General features: G+C 42.0%; 17 protein-coding genes. 6 read left to right on the top strand and 11 right to left on the bottom strand.

What is annotated here, in order from left to right; genetic code table 11:
• Window positions 1-170: 170 nt before the first annotated feature.
• The 3 genes from nadE to PASHI_RS15490 all read right to left on the bottom strand — a co-directional run bounded on the left by nadE (window position 171) and on the right by PASHI_RS15490 (window position 5082).
• Window positions 171-1007, bottom strand: coding sequence for an ammonia-dependent NAD(+) synthetase (gene nadE, locus PASHI_RS15500; RefSeq protein ID WP_054563697.1), 837 nt, complete (start codon window positions 1005-1007; stop codon window positions 171-173).
• Window positions 1008-1074: 67 nt separating this feature from the next.
• Window positions 1075-1701, bottom strand: a complete 627-nt coding sequence (locus tag PASHI_RS15495; protein ID WP_062566253.1) for a YceH family protein — start codon at window positions 1699-1701, stop codon at window positions 1075-1077.
• Between the two features lie 15 nt (window positions 1702-1716).
• The gene (locus PASHI_RS15490) at window positions 1717-5082 is read right to left on the bottom strand and encodes an ATP-binding protein (RefSeq protein WP_062566252.1); all 3366 of its coding nucleotides are present in this window, start codon (window positions 5080-5082) and stop codon (window positions 1717-1719) included.
• 165 nt (window positions 5083-5247) lie between these two features.
• On the opposite strand from PASHI_RS15490, the gene PASHI_RS15485 reads away from it, so the two are divergent.
• Window positions 5248-7530 (top strand): penicillin acylase family protein, encoded by a 2283-nt coding sequence (locus tag PASHI_RS15485; RefSeq protein WP_062566251.1) that lies wholly within the window; start codon window positions 5248-5250, stop codon window positions 7528-7530.
• Here PASHI_RS15485 and PASHI_RS15480 read toward each other — a convergent pair.
• Entirely contained in the window at window positions 7523-8623 is a 1101-nt protein-coding gene (locus PASHI_RS15480; RefSeq protein ID WP_240701471.1) for a GGDEF domain-containing protein, read from the bottom strand. The genes PASHI_RS15485 and PASHI_RS15480 overlap by 8 nt on opposite strands.
• Window positions 8624-8883: 260 nt before the next feature.
• On the opposite strand from PASHI_RS15480, the gene PASHI_RS15475 reads away from it, so the two are divergent.
• Window positions 8884-10416, top strand: a complete 1533-nt coding sequence (locus PASHI_RS15475; protein WP_058585386.1) for a carbon-nitrogen hydrolase family protein — start codon at window positions 8884-8886, stop codon at window positions 10414-10416.
• Window positions 10416-10733: a DMT family transporter gene (locus tag PASHI_RS15470; RefSeq protein ID WP_054554646.1), complete on the top strand. Its 318-nt coding sequence runs from the start codon at window positions 10416-10418 to the stop codon at window positions 10731-10733. Before PASHI_RS15475 ends, PASHI_RS15470 begins: the two co-directional genes overlap by 1 nt.
• Window positions 10734-10773: 40 nt before the next feature.
• On the opposite strand, the gene PASHI_RS15465 is transcribed toward PASHI_RS15470, so the two are convergent.
• Complete coding sequence (locus tag PASHI_RS15465) at window positions 10774-11652, bottom strand: DMT family transporter (RefSeq protein WP_082710959.1); 879 nt, start codon at window positions 11650-11652, stop codon at window positions 10774-10776.
• Between the two features lie 235 nt (window positions 11653-11887).
• Here PASHI_RS15465 and PASHI_RS15460 point away from each other — a divergent pair, with 235 nt between their 5' ends.
• Window positions 11888-12271 (top strand): MAPEG family protein, encoded by a 384-nt coding sequence (locus tag PASHI_RS15460; RefSeq protein WP_055199242.1) that lies wholly within the window; start codon window positions 11888-11890, stop codon window positions 12269-12271.
• 78 nt (window positions 12272-12349) lie between these two features.
• Here the strand turns inward: PASHI_RS15460 and PASHI_RS15455 are convergent, their stop codons facing one another.
• The 3 genes from PASHI_RS15455 to PASHI_RS15445 all read right to left on the bottom strand — a co-directional run bounded on the left by PASHI_RS15455 (window position 12350) and on the right by PASHI_RS15445 (window position 14693).
• Window positions 12350-13555, bottom strand: a complete 1206-nt coding sequence (locus tag PASHI_RS15455; RefSeq protein WP_062566250.1) for a M56 family metallopeptidase — start codon at window positions 13553-13555, stop codon at window positions 12350-12352.
• Window positions 13556-13563: 8 nt separating this feature from the next.
• Window positions 13564-13938: a BlaI/MecI/CopY family transcriptional regulator gene (locus tag PASHI_RS15450; protein WP_062566249.1), complete on the bottom strand. Its 375-nt coding sequence runs from the start codon at window positions 13936-13938 to the stop codon at window positions 13564-13566.
• 68 nt (window positions 13939-14006) lie between these two features.
• Window positions 14007-14693: a pseudouridine synthase gene (locus PASHI_RS15445; RefSeq protein ID WP_062566281.1), complete on the bottom strand. Its 687-nt coding sequence runs from the start codon at window positions 14691-14693 to the stop codon at window positions 14007-14009.
• Between the two features lie 80 nt (window positions 14694-14773).
• On the opposite strand from PASHI_RS15445, the gene PASHI_RS15440 reads away from it, so the two are divergent.
• The gene (locus tag PASHI_RS15440) at window positions 14774-15079 is read left to right on the top strand and encodes a DUF6482 family protein (protein ID WP_062566248.1); all 306 of its coding nucleotides are present in this window, start codon (window positions 14774-14776) and stop codon (window positions 15077-15079) included.
• 47 nt (window positions 15080-15126) lie between these two features.
• Window positions 15127-15534: a GNAT family N-acetyltransferase gene (locus tag PASHI_RS15435; RefSeq protein ID WP_062566247.1), complete on the top strand. Its 408-nt coding sequence runs from the start codon at window positions 15127-15129 to the stop codon at window positions 15532-15534.
• A 13-nt stretch (window positions 15535-15547) separates the two neighbouring features.
• Here the strand turns inward: PASHI_RS15435 and PASHI_RS15430 are convergent, their stop codons facing one another.
• From PASHI_RS15430 to PASHI_RS15420, 3 genes are all read right to left on the bottom strand, one after another.
• Window positions 15548-15907 carry a HopJ type III effector protein gene (locus tag PASHI_RS15430; RefSeq protein ID WP_062566246.1) on the bottom strand — a complete coding sequence of 120 codons (360 nt, stop codon included), beginning with the start codon at window positions 15905-15907 and terminating at the stop codon, window positions 15548-15550.
• 9 nt (window positions 15908-15916) lie between these two features.
• Window positions 15917-17029, bottom strand: a complete 1113-nt coding sequence (locus tag PASHI_RS15425) for a retropepsin-like aspartic protease (protein ID WP_062566245.1) — start codon at window positions 17027-17029, stop codon at window positions 15917-15919.
• A gap of 69 nt (window positions 17030-17098) precedes the next feature.
• The gene (locus PASHI_RS15420) at window positions 17099-17809 is read right to left on the bottom strand and encodes an HAD-IA family hydrolase (RefSeq protein WP_062566244.1); all 711 of its coding nucleotides are present in this window, start codon (window positions 17807-17809) and stop codon (window positions 17099-17101) included.
• Between the last annotated feature and the right edge of the window lie 3 nt (window positions 17810-17812).

Raw genomic sequence — 17812 nt, 5'->3', positions numbered from 1 at the left:
CTATTTCATCTTTACTGCAATCATGTTGCTAACTTTTACGTCAAGCATAGCGCTCTAGATCATTTAGCGCGGCCGATAATGAGTGATTGAAGGTTTTGAATATTGCTAAGGGTCTGTACGAGGAAGGAAAAAGGGCAATTATTATTGCCCTTTTAGTGTTTTAACCGTTTTTAAAGCTCGTCGTATACCGTTGGGATCGCTTGGCGCTTATGTTGAGTACGTAAGTAAATTGCTGTTAGCTTTTCTTCGACTTCATTGCTGACTTCTTTACCTTCTAAGAAATCATCAATTTGATCGTAAGTGAGGCCAAGCGCTTCTTCATCAGTTAGACCTGGGCGATCACACTCTAAGTCGGCCGTTGGGGCTTTATGTACAAGGACAGCTGGTGCTCCCAAGTGCTCAGCAAGCGCACGAACTTGACGCTTTGATAAGCCAAATAAAGGGGCTAGGTCACATGCTCCGTCACCAAATTTTGTGTAAAAGCCAGTGATGTTTTCAGCACTGTGATCGGTACCAACAACTAAGCCTTGGCTGAAACCGGCAATTTCATACTGCGCAACCATGCGTTGGCGCGCTTTTACATTGCCTTTGATAAAGTCGATTTTAGCTTGCTCTGGTAATTCAGCACCACCACCAACAACTGCCGCCATTGCTTGTTCATGCATGCCATCGACAGCCGCTTTAATGTTAACCGTCATACGTTTACTAGGTTGAATAAAATCTACGGCTAGTTGTGCTTCGTCTTCATCTGCTTGTACGCCGTAAGGTAAGCGCACAGCAATAAATTGATATTCGTTGGTGTTATGTTCTTGATTTAATTCATCAACCGCTAATTGGCATAAACGGCCACAGGTTGATGAGTCAACACCGCCACTGATCCCTAATACAAGTGAGCGAGAGTGCGCAGCAATAAGTCGGCTTTTAAGAAAGTTAACACGACGGGTGATTTCCGCTTTTACATCAATAGTTGGTTGGACTTTCATTTCCGCCAGAATGTCGGCACGCATGGTAGAGCTCCTATTTTTCGTTGTGGTTGTCAGCGTCTTGTACATTATGTTACGGGCGCGGTTTTTATTAAAGACCTAAATGCGCTTTTATTGCGTTAATTTGTTGCTTAAGTTCTTCGATTTCGCTTCGTAATTGCTGCACTTCACTACTATTATCCTGCATTGGCTCATTAGCAGCCATATCCTCAGTAATGCTGTCTGGGTCAACAAATAAGTGCATGTAGCGGCTCTCTCGTTTGCCGGGCTCTCGTGCTAAGCGTGCCACATGTTCTTGTGCAATGAGTGCGTTTAATGCGGCTTCGACTTCATTGACGTTACTGAACTCAGCGAGGCGGTTGCTGCGTGTTCTCAACTCGCCTGGTGTTTGCGGGCCACGTAACAGTAACAAACAAATAATGGCGCGTTGCTGCTCAGTAAACTGCAAACTGCCAAATTCGGTATTACAAAAGCGGTGAGCATATTTATTTACACGCCCTGACAGCCCTTCATCAACCGTCACTAAGCGTGATGCAATAAGCTCATCGAGGGTATCTTGTACTTGCGCTTCAGTTAAAGACAATACAGGTTCACGGTTCGACTTTTGATTACATGCATTAGTCAGTGAATTTAAAGATAACGGGTAATGTTCGGGTGTTGTACTTTGCTTTTCGAGTAAACAGCCAATAACACGTTGTTGAATTGATGATAATTGCATGGTTTTACTCTCTTTTTATTCTTCAGTGCTTAGCCACACTGTTAACTTTTTATTGAGCGAGTCAAATTTAAGGGGTTTGGTGACATAGTCGTTCATACCTGCGTTTAAACAACGCTCTTTGTCACCTTGCATCGCATTTGCAGTGAGTGCGACGATATTAACCCCCTGATGAGCTGCGCCTGCTTCACCTGCCCGAATGGCTCGCGTTGCTTGGTAACCATCCATTTCTGGCATTTGGCAATCCATTAACACTAATTGGTAGGGGCTTTGCTCTCGGCTTGAAAGTTTTGCAATCGCTTCAAGGCCATTTTCAGCGATATCAAAACTAATGCCTGCTTGTTTTAGCAACGAACCTGCCACCATCTGATTTACTTTATTATCTTCAACCAGCAAGACTTGTGACTCAGCGCTACCGCTACTGGTCACGACCTTAGTTATTAAGGTTTCTTTATTAACCTGCTGCTGTTCAATGTACTTGTCGTTTGCCAGTGAATTAAATAAATCAGACTGCGTTAATGGTTTAAAGATAATACTCTCAACTTTTAATGTTTGTCTCGTTTGTTTTTCAGTAAGGCTCATTGGGGCCATTAAAATTCGTTTACAGCTGGTGGCATTAAAGTATTTTAAGAATGCTTGTTGGTGCTCTTTTGTTGCGCTGCTATAAAAAAGATAATCCACTAAAATTGCATCGCAGCCATTATCGGTTGGCATTGCAGCACGATTGAGTAAGCTTGGCATATCAGTATAGGTCTCGACCTCTGCTCCCCATAGCTGCAATTGTTTTTTGGCAATATTGCTACTGAGCTTACAATTATCAGCAATTAAAATATGCTTTTTATCTATAATGTGGCTTGGCTCTGGCGCTTGCTTTGTATGATCACGTTTAACTTTTACAGTAAAATTAAAGGTGCTGCCTTCCCCGTATGAACTAACCACACTGACATCACCATCCATTAACTGACACAGCTGTTTTACTATTGCAAGGCCAAGCCCTGTACCGCCGTATTGGCGTGTAGTTGATGCATCCGCTTGCGTGAATGAGTCAAATAAAGTGGCTTGCTTTTCGGGCTTGATACCTACACCCGAATCAATAACAGAGCAGTTCAAGAACAATTCTTCGTTGTTTGTTTCGAGTTTGGCGATGACGATAATCTCACCATCTTTTGTGAATTTAACCGCATTGCTAACTAGGTTATTGATAATTTGCCTAATCCGGTTTGGGTCGCTAATGATAAAGCCGTGATTAAGGTGTGTGGTATCTAGCAGCAACTTGGTATTGTTTTGTTCTGCTTTAATGGCAAACGATTCGATAGTATCGCCAAGTAGTTTTGATACATTAAAGCTAACATTTTCAATATCGAGCTTACCGGCCTCAATTTTAGAGAAATCTAAAATATCGTTAATGATATGCAATAGTGATTCAGCCGATGATTGCGCCAAATCTATATGGTGGTTTTGCTGGGTGTCTAGTTTGGTTTGTTTGATGATATTGAGCATCCCGATCACGCCATTCATAGGGGTGCGGATCTCATGACTCATGCTTGCTAAAAATTCACTTTTGGCTTTTACTGCTTGTTCAGCAGCTTCTTTTGCTTGAACGAGTTGTTGTTCGGTCTCTATACGGCGCTGACTTGCGTGTAAACTACCAATGAGTGCCGCAACTGCGATTAAAAAGCTTTCTTCATTTTTACTCCAATGTCTGCGGTTATGACATTTTTCGGCGCACACAACCCCCATTGTTTTGCTACCTGTGGGGATTATCACAGTCAGCATTGAGCGTATATTAAACCAATCAAGATAGTTGCTACGTAGGTCACTAGTCAGTGGATGTTGCTGTGCATCACTGGCATTAATTACAGCGTGATTGTTAATAGCATCAAAATAATTTTGAAATTCAAACTGCTGGAGTGAAATCGGCTCACTAAATTCAGGCTGACTTTGGTCGTGAATAGCAAAGGTATTGAGCGATTGGCGATCGTCACTAAATAGCCAAATACTAGCGCGATCAATATCAAAAGCGTGACAAATTGCTTGCACAATAACATGTTTAGATAAGTTAAGGTTACCCGTCAGTACAGCATCATTAACGGTAAGAGAGGCTAAAATCTCATTATGTAAGGCTATTTTGTTGTTTTCTAGCTCATCTCGCTTACGGGTATCAATATTTTGTAGTGAACCAAAAAGTTTTATACAACGGCCATTTTTATGCTCGGCTTCACCATGTAGCAGCACCCAAACTTCATCACCTTCAGCAGTTATGATTTGCACTTGAGTCTCAAAACTCTCACCATACTTGATTGCACGCTCGTTAAGGCGACGAATTTTATCCCGGCTTTCACCAGCCTTAAAAAGTGTAAAGTTAGCAGGCCACTCTGGCTGTACATTAAGAGGAAACTTAAAAATTTGCTTGGTCATATCAGACCAATAGACGGTTCTTGTCTCTAGATTAAAAGACCAAGCGCCGACTTTAGCAAGACTACTCATGGTTTCTAACATACGTTCGCTTTTGTACTGTCTTTCGACCATGCGTAAAAAGAATACAGAGGCGCCAGCAAATAAAACACAAAATAGAATAATGGCCAGTCTAAGCGGCCAAATAGCAGAACTTGGTGGCTGCCATCCAGATTTTGGTGTGGCGTACATCTGCCACTCACCACCTGGAAAGTTAATTCTAAAGCTCAGAGGGTTGGTATTGAGCACGTCTTGTGAACCGTAGAAAAAATCACCTTTAGCACCAAGGCCATTTCTGCCTTGCAGGGCAACATCATAATGCTGACTCAGTGCGATTAACCCCGAGTTTGTGTAGATTTTATCTATATCGAGGACAACAGATAGGAGCCCCCAAAAAGTGAGCTCTGGTGGAGTGAATACGGGCATTCTTGCTATCAATGCTTGACCACCTTGCACCAACTCTAATGGGCCGGCCATAACAATACGGTTTTCATCCCGTGCTCTAATTGCGTCGTCACGCTGCGCTGGGTTTTCTAAAAAGTTGAGCCCAATAGATTTCTCATTACCCACAAGAGGATAAGTCATCTGAATAACCATATCCGGTGCTGCGCCGATGTTCCTAAGCTCTGAAGACGTTGAAAATAGGGGGCTGGCAATTTGCGTGAAGCGGGCTTGGTCTAAATTGGGTTCAGCCGCAACGGCAACCGCCAAGCCGCGTACAAGTTGAATGTTAGATATTAAGGTGGCTTCGAGCTCTGCACGATAGGCACTTACTTTTGCCAGCTCCTGTGCACGAAAAGCATCTTTCTCGCGGCTGTAATTAATTTGGTCGATTACAAGACCAATCACGATGATACAGGCAAGTGAAAACCAGAAGGCTAGCTTCAGTTTTTGTAGTTTTTTATTATCTGTTTCGGTCGCTAGCGGCATGAGAAATATCAGGTTTTATACTATTTACCTACTATAGACAATTTCTGTGGTAATTAACAATGAACAGCAAATCTATAAACCTAATTTCAATTATTTGTATCGCAACACTATTCTTTCACAAAACTCAGGTTAATATAGTGTTACTTTAGCGCAAGGATAATTGGCATGTTTAAGATAATCAAATGGTTACTAATAGGTTTGTTCGTTGTGGTGTTACTCGCAACGGGGCTTGTTTATGGCGTATTAAACTTAAGTTTACCGGCACTTGATGGTCGCGGTAAAAGCGACGCTATTTCGCAATCAGTTAAGATTGAGCGAGATACCTTAGGACAGGCTGTTATTCATGCCGAAAACCGATTAGATGCAGCCTATGCGCTTGGTTTTGCTCATGGTCAGGACCGATTCTTTCAAATGGATTTACTGCGCCGTAATGCTGCAGGTGAGCTTAGTGAGTTATTTGGTAAAGCTGCCGTTGGGCTTGATAAAAAAATGCGCTTTCATCAGTTACGTAAACGCAGTCAGATTGCTGTCGAGCAGTTACCTGCTAAAGATAAAGCGCTATTAAAAGCCTACGCGAATGGGGTTAATGAAGGCCATGCGCAAGTGGGTTTCGATAGCTTTGAATATTTACTCACAGGCGCTGAAGCAAAACCTTGGCAAAGCGAAGACAGCTTACTAATCATTTTTAGTATGTATTTAGATTTACAAACAGCCACCTTTGAGCGCGACAAAACACTGATCGAAATCGAAGATTTATATGGTAAGGCGATGGTTGACTTTATTACTCAGCCTAGCCTTTATCAAGCGGCACTCGACAACAGCCAATTAGCACCTTATGACGGCAGTATTCCTAATCTCAAAGACCCTCAATGGGCTATGACTGACATTGCAGACCGAAAGGAACTTGGCAGTAATAACTGGGCGGTTACTGGGCAGTTAACTGAAACAGGTGCTGCAATGCTGTCTGACGATATGCATTTATCGTTTGCTGTGCCAATCATTTGGTACCGTGCCCAGCTCAATTACCCACTCAATGGTGAAATGCAGCAAATTACCGGTGTGTCATTACCAGGGGCTCCTGCCATTGTTGTTGGTACCAATAATAAAATAGCTTGGGGATTCACCAATGGTTATTTAGATACAGCCGATTGGATAGCCCTTGAGAGCAAAGAGAAAACCTGGCAGATAGATGAACCTATTTTACTCAATGACGGTAACAGCGAAAATTACGCTTTAACCATGAGCGAGTATGGCCCAGTTAAAGAAATTAATGGCAAATCTTATGCGCTAAGTTGGGTTGCCCACCATGAGTATGCGGTTGATATGGAGTTACTTAAGCTTGAGCAAGCAAACACGGTTGATGATGCACTAGCGCTTGCTGCTGAGGTGGGTATTCCTGTACAAAATCTGATGGTTGTTGATGATAAAGGTAATGCAGCTTGGAAGAATATGGGAGCCGTGCCTGCCCGTAAAGAGCCCCATCAATTAGCTGTGGCTGAGCAAGCGTATCCTGCACAGTGGCACGAAAACGAAACCCAGCGTCCATTTGTTAAAAACCCAGAAAGTGGCCGTTTATGGACGGGCAACTCACGAGTTGTTTCCGCAGAGGATGACCAGCGCTTTGGTAATGGTGGTTATGCAATGGGGGCTCGCTCGGCACAAATTCGCGACCGCTTATTTGAAAAACAACAGTTCAACGAACAAGATTTTTATGACTTACAACATGATAACGAAGCGCGTTTCTTAACGGCTTGGCATAAACTGCTGGTCAAACAGCTTAGCAACGCAGGCGATAAATACGCGCTGTATTTAAAAGAGCTAAATAATTGGCAGGCGTGTGCTTGTAGCGACTCAATTGGCTACACCTTAGTAAAGCGCTACCGCAGTGAAGTGATTAACGGCTTATTTAGCCCGTTAGAGAATAAGCTAAAAGCTCTCGATAGTAGCTTAAAACCAGTAAAACGAGACTTAGAACCTGCTGTTTGGCAACTTATCGAAGCGCAGCCTCAGGCATGGTTAAACCCTGAGTATGCAAACTGGCAACAACAAATGATAGGAGCCTTTGACCGCGTTATCACTAAACTAACCGATCAATACGGTAACAACCCGCATAGCTGGGAGTGGGGCAAGGTTAACGAATTAGTGATTGAGCACCCATTTGCCAAGCAAATACCTGCACTGAAAAGCTTATTGAATATGCCTACGGAGCCTGGGTTTGGTGATACTTTTATGCCTTCGGTGCAAGGACGTAGCTTTGGTGCTTCACAGCGCTTTATTGTTCAACCTGGGCACTTAGATAAAGCGATAATGGCTATTCCGGGTGGGCAATCGGGGCATCCATTGTCAGAATTTTATCGTGCCGGGTTTAACGATTATGTTAGTAATGGTTTAACGCCATTATTGCCACAAGAGATTGCCCACAGTATCACTATCGATGCGGTTAATTAACCGCATCAGTATCTTTGAAAGCAGGGCGTTGACCTTTAGCAATGGTAGTTTGGTTGCGTCCTGCGTGCTTGCTTTTATACAGCGCTTCATCAGCGTGTTGTAGCATTTTTTCTATTGAAGCGAGCGGTTGCCATTCAATAAGCCCAAAACTCATAGTGACATTGAGATCGGGGAATTCATGATGCGCCTCTAGTTCGGCGATTCTTAAACGTAAGGTTTCAATTTTTGTAAAGGCCTGCTTTGCATCTGTATTAGTTAATAAAATTAAAAATTCTTCACCACCCCAGCGTACCGCTATATCTTCATCATCAATAAATTGACGAATTAGCCTTGCAACATTAACGAGCACCGTATCACCTTTTTCATGGCCATAATTGTCGTTAATACTTTTAAACTTATCGATGTCAGCCATAACAATACAAAGACTGCTCTCAAGCTCTATGCTCTTTTGATGTGCAGCAGTGATTAATTTTTTTGCAAAACGGCGGTTGTAGAGCTTAGTGAGTGGATCGCGGGCTGCCATTTCTGTTAACTCAACCCGTTGTGACAAAGTGATTTCTCTGATTAGACCCATGCCATAGACCATAGGTAAACCGGCAATAATAATATTGATTACATTTACATGTGGTAGTAACTCTGGGTAAGCAAAGCCGTACTGAACATCTGAAAAAAATACATATAGCAGGGCGAATATCGCAATCATCACTAAGCTATATAAAGCTGCACGCTTAAAGGTTAATTGATAATCGATCATTAAAATACAAGATACAGTCCATAGGTAAAACTGGAACCCTGCGCCTAAGCCAAGGGTGGCACAGACAATGACCGCATGAATAATTACTTCAAGGCAAAATACTCTAAGTGCTAGCGAAGTTAGTCCTTGCTTAATTAAAAAGATGCCGCTTGCCCAAGCAAGCACACTCAAGATATTAACTAAAGCAAGCGTATTTGCCCCTATGTGAGCAAATACGGGGATCAGCAAGACATGAACAATCAACGCGAAATAGGCGATTTTAGAAATAATCAGAAATTTAACGTGTTCAATCTCTTCTAAGCCAGATTGCTTTGATTGTTTTAGTAAGTGTTTGATCAATCCAACCTCAAATACACATGGAGAGTAGCGTAATTATAGATGAAAAGTTGAGCAATGCAGGTTTATAATTGCTCGCTTTTGCTTTGTAAACGCATGTCACTGATGTTTATGAATGAAGCTAAGCGTTTGTTCACATCATGTTTGTTAAGCTTGGGGCTTGGCAGAGTGGGCATTTGATGCCACTCTAGTTAAAGCTAATCTAGAAACATGCTGAGCAATGTTTGCTGTGATTATTCTCTCGTGCCTAAAAAGGAGTAGCTATGCCGGCGGAAAAAACGCATTTAGAGATTTGTAATCTAACCAAAGAACAGTACCCACAAATAAAGACCCTTATGGATCAAGCGTACCCAGGGCTTGGTGGAGCTTGGCCAAGCCATACTATTTTTAGGCTAATAGACCAGTTTCCGGAAGGGCAAATAGGTATTGTTGACGATGGTGTCTTAGTCGGCATCGCACTTAGTGTTCAGGTAGATTACGCGCGCTTTTCTAACCCACATACCTACGAAGATATTGTTGATGGCCATGACCGTGTATTTAGTGATCCTGAAGGTGATGCACTTTATGGTTTAGATGTGGTGATTTCATCAACTCACCGAGGTATGCGATTGGGTCGTCGCTTATACGATGCACGAAAAGAGCTGTGCCGTCAGTATAACTTACGCGCCATTCTAGCGGGTGGGCGTATTCCGCGTTATTACAATCACAGTGCAGAGATGACTCCGATGGAGTACATCGAAAAAGTAGACCACAAAGAGCTGTACGATCCGATTTTAAGCTTTCAGCTATCTAATGATTTCCAAGTTAAACGTTTACTTAAAAAATACCTTCCTGAAGATCAAGAATCAGTTGGTTACGCCACTTTACTTGAGTGGAATAACATTATGTTTGAGCCGACTGATACAGTACTTGAGTCGACCAAATCAATTGTCCGTGTCGGTGCCGTACAGTGGCAAATGCGCTGTGTTGAGTCTGTTGAAGAGCTGCTCAAGCAAGTGGAATACTTTGTTGATACGGTGTCTGACTACAAGAGTGACTTTATTCTGTTTCCGGAGTTTTTCAATGCCCCGTTAATGGGCCTCACCGAGCAAAGCAATCAAACTGAAGCCATTCGCTATCTGGCCGAATACACAGAAACCTTCCGTGATGCAATGTCGCGCATGGCGGTTGAATACAATGCCAATATTATCACAGGCTCCATGCCGCTTGCTGAAGATGACAAGATTTATAATGTCAGCTACCTATGCCATCGTAGCGGTAAAATCGATGAGCAGCGCAAAATTCATATTACCCCTCACGAGCAAAATGACTGGGTGATCCAAGGCGGTGACAAAATTGCTGTATTTGAAACCGATGCGGGTCGTGTCGGTATTCAAATTTGTTACGATGTTGAGTTCCCTGAGCTGTCACGTATTCTCGCTAAGCAAGGGTTAGATATTTTGTTCGTGCCATTTTGGACGGATACAAAAAATAGTTACTTACGTGTTCGTCATTGTGCGCAAGCACGTGCAATTGAAAATGAATGTTATGTTGTGATTGCAGGCTCGGTTGGTAACTTACCTGAGGTTGAGAGTTTAGACGTACAGTATTCGCAATCAGCAGTGCTTACTCCTTCTGATTTCTCATTCCCACATGATGCGACCTTGAATGAAGCAACACCGAATACCGAAATGCTGTTATTCAGTGATTTAGATATGGATAAACTGAAAATCCTTCACAGTGAAGGTACTGTTAGAAACTTAAAAGACCGCCGCGAAGATTTGTATGACGTGATCTTGAAAAAGCGAGATAACTAATGGCGTGGTTGTATTTAATTGTCGCAGGTCTGTTAGAAATTGGCTGGCCTGTTGGCCTTAAAATGTCTCAACAGGCAGACAGTCGCTGGTTAGGCATTGCAATTGCCGTCGCATTTATGGTCGCTAGTGGTTTTATGCTGTGGTTGGCGCAAAAGGATATTCCGATGGGAACATCTTATGCGGTATGGACAGGCATAGGAGCCGCGGGCACTTTCTTAGTTGGTATTTTATTTTATGGTGATGCCGCAACATTTGGCCGCATTGCCGGAGTATTGCTGATAATTAGCGGTGTAATAACGCTAAAAATTAGTCATTAAAAAAGCGGCAATGCCGCTTTTTTAATGACTTGGGATAAGACTAATTTGGTAGCATTACCAGAATGGCTGCCAGTGCAATTAACACAAGCCCAGCCGTGTCTTGGCGCTTTAAAGGTTGTTTTAACCAAAGAATCGATACCATAATGGTAAAGAATACTTCTATCTGCCCAAGCGTTTTTACATAAGCAACATGCTGCAAACTCATGGCACTAAACCAACCGATTGAACCTAAACAGCTACAAACACTAACAGCGGTAGTAGTGCCTTTGTGATGCCACATTTTCTTAAATGTATCGCGTTCTTTGAATGCAATATACACGCACAGCATCAGGGTTTGTAAGCTGATTATCAGTAACAACACCCAAGCGGCAGAGTGTGGGAAAGTCAGTCCTGAATTTAAACTTGCTTCACGGATCCATGATGAAGAGAGAGCAAAAGAAGTGCCGCAAGCAAGTCCAAGCAGTGCGGTGCCTAAATTAAAGTGTTTAACATTCGCGATGCCACTTAATAGCAATACCGCAATTGCACCAATAAAGACCCCAATCCAGCCTAGTAGCGACAGCGCTGAGCCAAAGAACATAACGCCTAAAATGGCCGCCATCAGTGCTTCACTTTTAGCAAGGCCTGCACCGACTGCAAAGTTATTCATTTTAAAAAGTTTAACCATCAAACCGGTGGCAAGGATTTGGACGATACTGGCGCCAACAATGTAGCCAATAAAAGCCAGATTAAAGTCAGGAAGTGCGGCGTCTTGATATTGATAAAGTACAAATAAATACAGTGCAGCAATCGGGCTGGCAATAATAAAGCGAGCAAGCGTTACCCCTGCAACGCTCACTGTTGCACTCAGTTTACTTTGCAGTGCATTGCGCCACGACTGCATAAATGCCGCAAAAATAGTTAAGAAAATCCAAGTCATATTGAAAATAAATTAATAAGGAGAGGCGCTTAGAGTAACAAAACCAAAGTATGAGAGCATTAGCTTATCGACCAACTTGAGAAAAACTCAGCTGTGACAATATGCCGCAGGGCTTTTATGCCGGCTTTAGACTATAGTGACAATGATGCTATTGCTGGCCGCTGCTGTTTTAAGTAGCGGCTTTTTTTTGTTTGCGCTAGGGTAAGCTATTACAATTAAAAGATAAGGAAATATCATGACCACACTGATTATCTGCGCACTCATCGCAGTACTTATACCCTATTTAGCTAAAGCACCTGTGGCTTTTGCACAAAATAAGTTGGCAGGCTACGACAATAAGCACCCACGCGAGCAACAAGCTAAACTAACCGGCTTTGGTGCTCGTGCGTTGGCAGCACATCAAAATAGCTTTGAATCGCTGATTATTTTTGCTGTCGCGCTGGCAGTCGTAATAGGTAGCAATAACGTCTATCAGGTAACTGAGACCCTAGCGATTGTGCATGTTATTGCCCGCGTGTTGTATTGTATTTTCTACTACATAAACCAAGATATTCTGCGCTCATTAGTTTGGCTAGTAGGCTATGTTTGTGCTGTGGCGATGATTGCTGTTTGCCTTTAGTTACAAGCCAATGAGTTAAAAACCACAAAGCAAGCGGCTTAAATAAGGCGCTTGCTTTAGGGTCTTAAGTGGTTACTTTTACTTAGAGCTAACTTTAATTTTTTCTATTAAATCCTTTGCTTGATAGTTTTCGTCTAAGGCGAAATCGAGTTGTACTAAGGCGTTTTTAAAGCCAGATTCAGACGGCGCATATTGCCATTGTTTTAAGGCTCTTTTCGCTTCTCGATTGAAAACACCTTCAGGCTCTGCACTTACTACACTAACATTGCTGGTGGCGCCATTTGGTAAAATATCGTATTTCAAAACGACTGAACCGCTAATACCTTGCTCTGCAGCTTGAATTGGGTATATCGGCTCTACACGCATAACCGCTTGATAGTCCTTTGTCTTTTCAACGGACATCGGCTGTTTTGCAATGGCAAAGCTGCTAAGCATGCCCGCTGTAAAAATAACTAACGCTGTTTTTGCAATAAATGAGCTGTTGTCGATCTGCTTTATTTGATTTAGACGTTGTAACATGGTGTTTTTATCTCCGTATTGTGAATAAGCCATTAAGCCTGTTCTGCTAAAGCTTGCACAGTGCACTAATGCCTTACTGTATAGAATTCGTTGTTCAGTTGATTTATTTTTGAGTACTTGCTCATCACATGAAAGCTCTTGAATGCGGCGCAGACTTGCATAACCAAGCCAAGCGACAGGGTTAAACCACAGCAAAATAGTGGCACTTAAGGCGATGGCATTAATTAGGTTGTCTTTGCGTTTAATGTGCACTGATTCATGTTCTAAAATAAGCGCTAAAGCATGGCTGTTGTAATGGCTTTGATAGTTTGTAGGCAGCACTAGCTTGGTGTTTATAACCCCTACAACCATAGGTGAACTCACCTGATTGCTTCGGTATAAGCGCATGCTTTGGTTGCTGTGCTGATCAAGCGTAATTGGCGCTAATTGCAGTTTTGCTAGAAAACGGTAATGAAAATATACGGCAGTGATCAGCAGTGCGGCACTAATAAAGCCATAAATAGCAAACCAAGTGAGCGTAAACTGCGGCATTATTGCTGTGTTTGGCGTGATAGTCAGCTTACTGATAAAGTCGTTTTGAATTGGTTTTAAGTGTTCTGGTAGGTTCGCTAACAATAAACTAATCGGTAAAAGCGCCCACAGTGTATAAACCAAGCGTGCCGACAGCTGGCTTAGCAACTTTCGCTCTAGCAGCAATAAAAACATTATTGCAGATGAGATCAAAAGTTGTTGATCTAACAACCAATTAAAAAATGCATCTAACATAACAAGCCTTATTTTTGCTGTTTTTCCCAATCATCGATGACCTTTTTCAGCTCATCAATATCATGTTGTGAGAGTTGCTCTGATTTAGCAAAGCCACTCACCAGCGGCGCAATTCGGCCATTAAAAAAGCGTTCAATAAAGCTTTGGCTTTCTTTTAATGTGTATTCTTCACGAGCAATGCAAGGGGTGTAGTTATATTGGCGACCTTGCTTCTCGAAGCTTAGTGCGCCTTTTTTAACTAAACGGCTTAGTAGCGTTTTAATGGTTTTTTCGTGCCATTCTTTATTGTCACTTAAACGCGCAATTACTTCACTAGCCGTGGCTGGGTAGCCAAGCCATACCGCATCTAATACTTCAAATTCAGCTTTAGAAAGTTCAATCATTTTTATGCCTACAGATGTAATCTTTAAGTTAAGATTACACGCGTAATCAATTAATGCAAACTTTTTTGTTAGAGAATGTCACTTTTTTTGATACTGACTATCTGTCCTTCGGGCAAATTCAGCGTGGAGAGTGAAAGATTTGCGATATCTGTGCGGTGCAGGTCGATGACTTTGTAGCCACAAAAACGAGCCATTTTACGTATTTGCCGATTTAAGCCTTGTTTTAAGACGATGCAAAACTGCGTTTCGTTGACTTGAGTTACCGTGCAAGGGAGGGTTATTTGTTTATCGACAGGCACACCGCTCGCCATTTTTTTACAGAAGTCGCTATCAAGGGGTTTATCTACGGTGACTAAATAGCGTTTGGGTTGGTGGTAATCAGGGTGGATCAGTTGATTACAAAACTCACCGTCATTGGTCAAAATCAACAAACCTCGGGAGTCTTTGTCGAGCCGGCCAATTGGGTAAACCCGAGTGGTTTTAGGTAGACTATGAATAAGACTGGTTGGGTCGTCAGCATTTAATTTGCAATCTATACCAACGGGTTTGTGATAAGCAAAGTAGGTGAGTGGCGCTTTTTCTGATATTTTTTCGCCAAGTACAATCACATCATCGTGCTCATCAACATGATCTATATGATTTGCGGCACGGCCATTTACTGTTACCTCACCTTGATCTATCAAGCGCGATGCTTGCTTTCGAGAGCAAACACCTGCATGGGCAATAAATTTAGCAAGTCGTACTTTTTCTGGCATGAGTGATTTTTGTACAATTAATTTGATCACAGTATATCAAAATCACGTATAAATAGTTCAACCACCAAAGAGGAACGCACATGCCTATCAAGTTATCAGAGCTTGCAGATCACCAACCACTGCAAAAGGTCATCCTTCATTCATTAGAAATGGCGCTGTATCAAGTGTCTGTGGTAATTAATAACGTTGAGTATTATGTTACTGATGAGCAAGGTGAGTTTATTCGTGATATTAGCCCGTTGCATATTCAAAAGCGTCTTGATCACCTAAGTTATGGCGATATGGTTCTACGCCACACCAGTGCTTATGATGAAATGTGCGGTCAGCCCGAAAAGCTGGCGAGTAACATGCTCGAAGTACCCTATGGCAAGAACCACTTATACTGATTAACGATATAAGCGTATACTGAGTCATAACATTTTATAGGTATACTATGTATCAATTAAAAAGTGATGACTCAGCTGATCTAAACAACCAGCTAAGAGAACATATTGTGGCTTTCAACGCAGCGCATTTTAATGCCGAGCGTACTCCTTTAGGCTTTAAATTTGTTAATAAACAAAACAGTGTTGTTGCTGGTATTCATGGCCAAGTATTTGGTAATTGGCTGCTTATTAGTTGGCTTTGGTGTGATGATAAGACTCGTGGTAAAGGGCTTGCGACACGGTTGTTAGCTGAATTAGAGAGCAAAGCTAAAGTATTTGGTGCAAGCACCGCTCAACTTGATACGCTCGATTTCCAAGCCAAACCCTTTTACGAAAAAAACGGCTACCAAGTTAAATACGAGATGAAAAACTACCCACTCGACGGCTGCCGTTATTTTATGGAAAAAACCCTTTAACTATTGGTTTTAATCACTTCGCCTTTAGCACGTCTTGCTCGGTAAAAGTAATCCCTAAGAAAGGGGTCGCTTCAGGGGCAAGCATAAAGGTGCGAATGTTCATATGGTCTTGCCCTTCAGGATTGTGTAATACGTCATCACGATAAAACGCGCCAAAACAATCTAGGGTATTTTGTTTGCTTAGTTGATTAAGCTTTGCAAAGGCAAAAATTTTACACGAGCCGTTATTTTCATTTGCCTCGCTTAGCAGGCCATGATTGTTAAAACCGCTTGGGGTAAAATCATAATTGTTGTCTATAACCGCCATGGTATCGGTAAACTCAATTTGCTGTGGTGTGCTTGCTAATGTCGCCAGAAATTCGTTAAGAGTCATTGCTTGTCCTTAAAAATTGTTCTTTATCAACTCTAACTCATTCACTTGCTGATTGATATTAAACTTATAATTCTCTAAAAAGTTCATACCTAATAAGCCATAGCCAGCATGATTTTCTATTATCAGCACTTCAAAATTACGAATACGTTGTTGACCGACTTGAAATGATGCGAGCTGATAACGCTGTGCTTCAACAATTCCATTAGCTGTGTTTACTTGCAAGGTGCCAAGGTAATTGGCTGGGGTGTTAAGCGAGTTTAATAATGTTTGGTTAATTACAGTAAAGCTAGCGCCCGTGTCGATCATCAGCTCGGTTTCAATATCATCGTTGATAATACTGTTTACTAAATAATGTGAACCTCGAGCGGTTAACTCTATAACTTCAACACCTGCGAGGGCTTGTTGAATCAACTTATGTAATTGCTCAGCCTGTTGTTTATAGTCATGATCTTCGGGTAGTTGATCTAGGGTTATTTGGCTCGCGACATAATCTTCTAAATGGTAGTTAGCTAATGCATGGTTATATAAGTAATGGGCGTTGCCAGGCGCGTAATCAAGCCATTGTTGACTAATATTAAGTAGGGCTTGCCATTGTTGTGCTGCAGTAAGCTCATCAATATAGGATGTGCTTAGCTCGTCTATTTGTTTGTTAAGTTGTTGCTTATCATTGCTGTCTAACTGGTTGCTAAGAGCCAGTAAATTGATAATACCTTGTTGGGTATCACCTTGTGCGATTAAACGCTTAGCTTCAAGTTCAAGCATGGTGACATCGTAAGGGTGGCTATTTAAAAAGGCCGTTAAAAATTGCTCACTTAAAGTGAATTTTTGATGGGAAAGCCATGATTCTAGTTGCTGTTGCCAAGCTTGCTTTAGCTGCCTTGCATAGCGAGGTTCATTCACTAGTAATTGAGTGTACTCAGCGACGGCTTTATCAAATAACTGATTGCTAAATAGTGCAACTGCTTGCTGGAAGTGGGCAGGTAAGACCGTGCCTTTTTGTACTTTAGGCGCTGGTTCGACAGTTTCTATTTCTATAGGCTTTGCAGGGTTAAAAAGCTGCCAAATAAAGTAACCATTTAAACTAATAGAAAGTAGCAATATTAATTTAAGAAAAGCATTCATCCGTTTCGCCCACCAGTTTTAAATCTTCGTTGCCTACTTACTCAGCATAAAACAAATTTCTCAAAGTCGTTACTTTTTAATCAAATGATTGAGCGCCATGATATTGCTTATTTCAATATCTGCTAATCCTTGATAACGATATTGCGTTGCTTGGTTATTTAGCCAAACGCTTTGGCATCCGGCATTATTGGCACCTTGTACATCAGTATCTAGGCTATCGCCAATGTGCAAAATTTCCTTGTGAGGCACTTCTAATTTTTTGGCTGCGCTATCAAATAAGGCGCTGTGCGGCTTTGCTTTTCCGTGTGGGCCTGCTTGTAAAACTAACTCAAACACACCATTAAGGTTAAACTTTTCTACTTCGACATTACCATTGGTGATGGCGATGAGGCGGAAGTGTTTACTGAGGTTAGCAAGTAATTCAAGCACTTCATCAGTCACGGTTATTTGACTGCGGGCATCAGCGAATGCCTGATAAGCGTTTTTGGCATGCAACTGAGCTTGCTCTGCTGAAAAACCCAGATCGGTCATGGCATAGTGTAATGCTGCTTGTCGCCAGCGCGTCACATCATCGATTAGAGTGGCATCCTGCTTTAAAGCACACTCGCGGCATTTTAACCAGTAGCTGATACTATCGGCTGGCCATTGCTCTAATGCCTCTAGGTAATCAGCTTGTGCTTGCAAGGCTGACTTTATGATCGGATGGTTGTTGTAAAGTGTGTCGTCTAAATCAAAACTTAAAACAGAAACTGGCGATAGGGCACGGTTAAATCGGATCATAAT

This window comes from Pseudoalteromonas shioyasakiensis (assembly GCF_001550135.1).
GTDB lineage: Bacteria > Pseudomonadota > Gammaproteobacteria > Enterobacterales > Alteromonadaceae > Pseudoalteromonas > Pseudoalteromonas shioyasakiensis.
The sequence above is the reverse complement of the archived record's forward strand: the minus strand, read 5'-3'. Positions and strand labels throughout refer to the sequence as shown.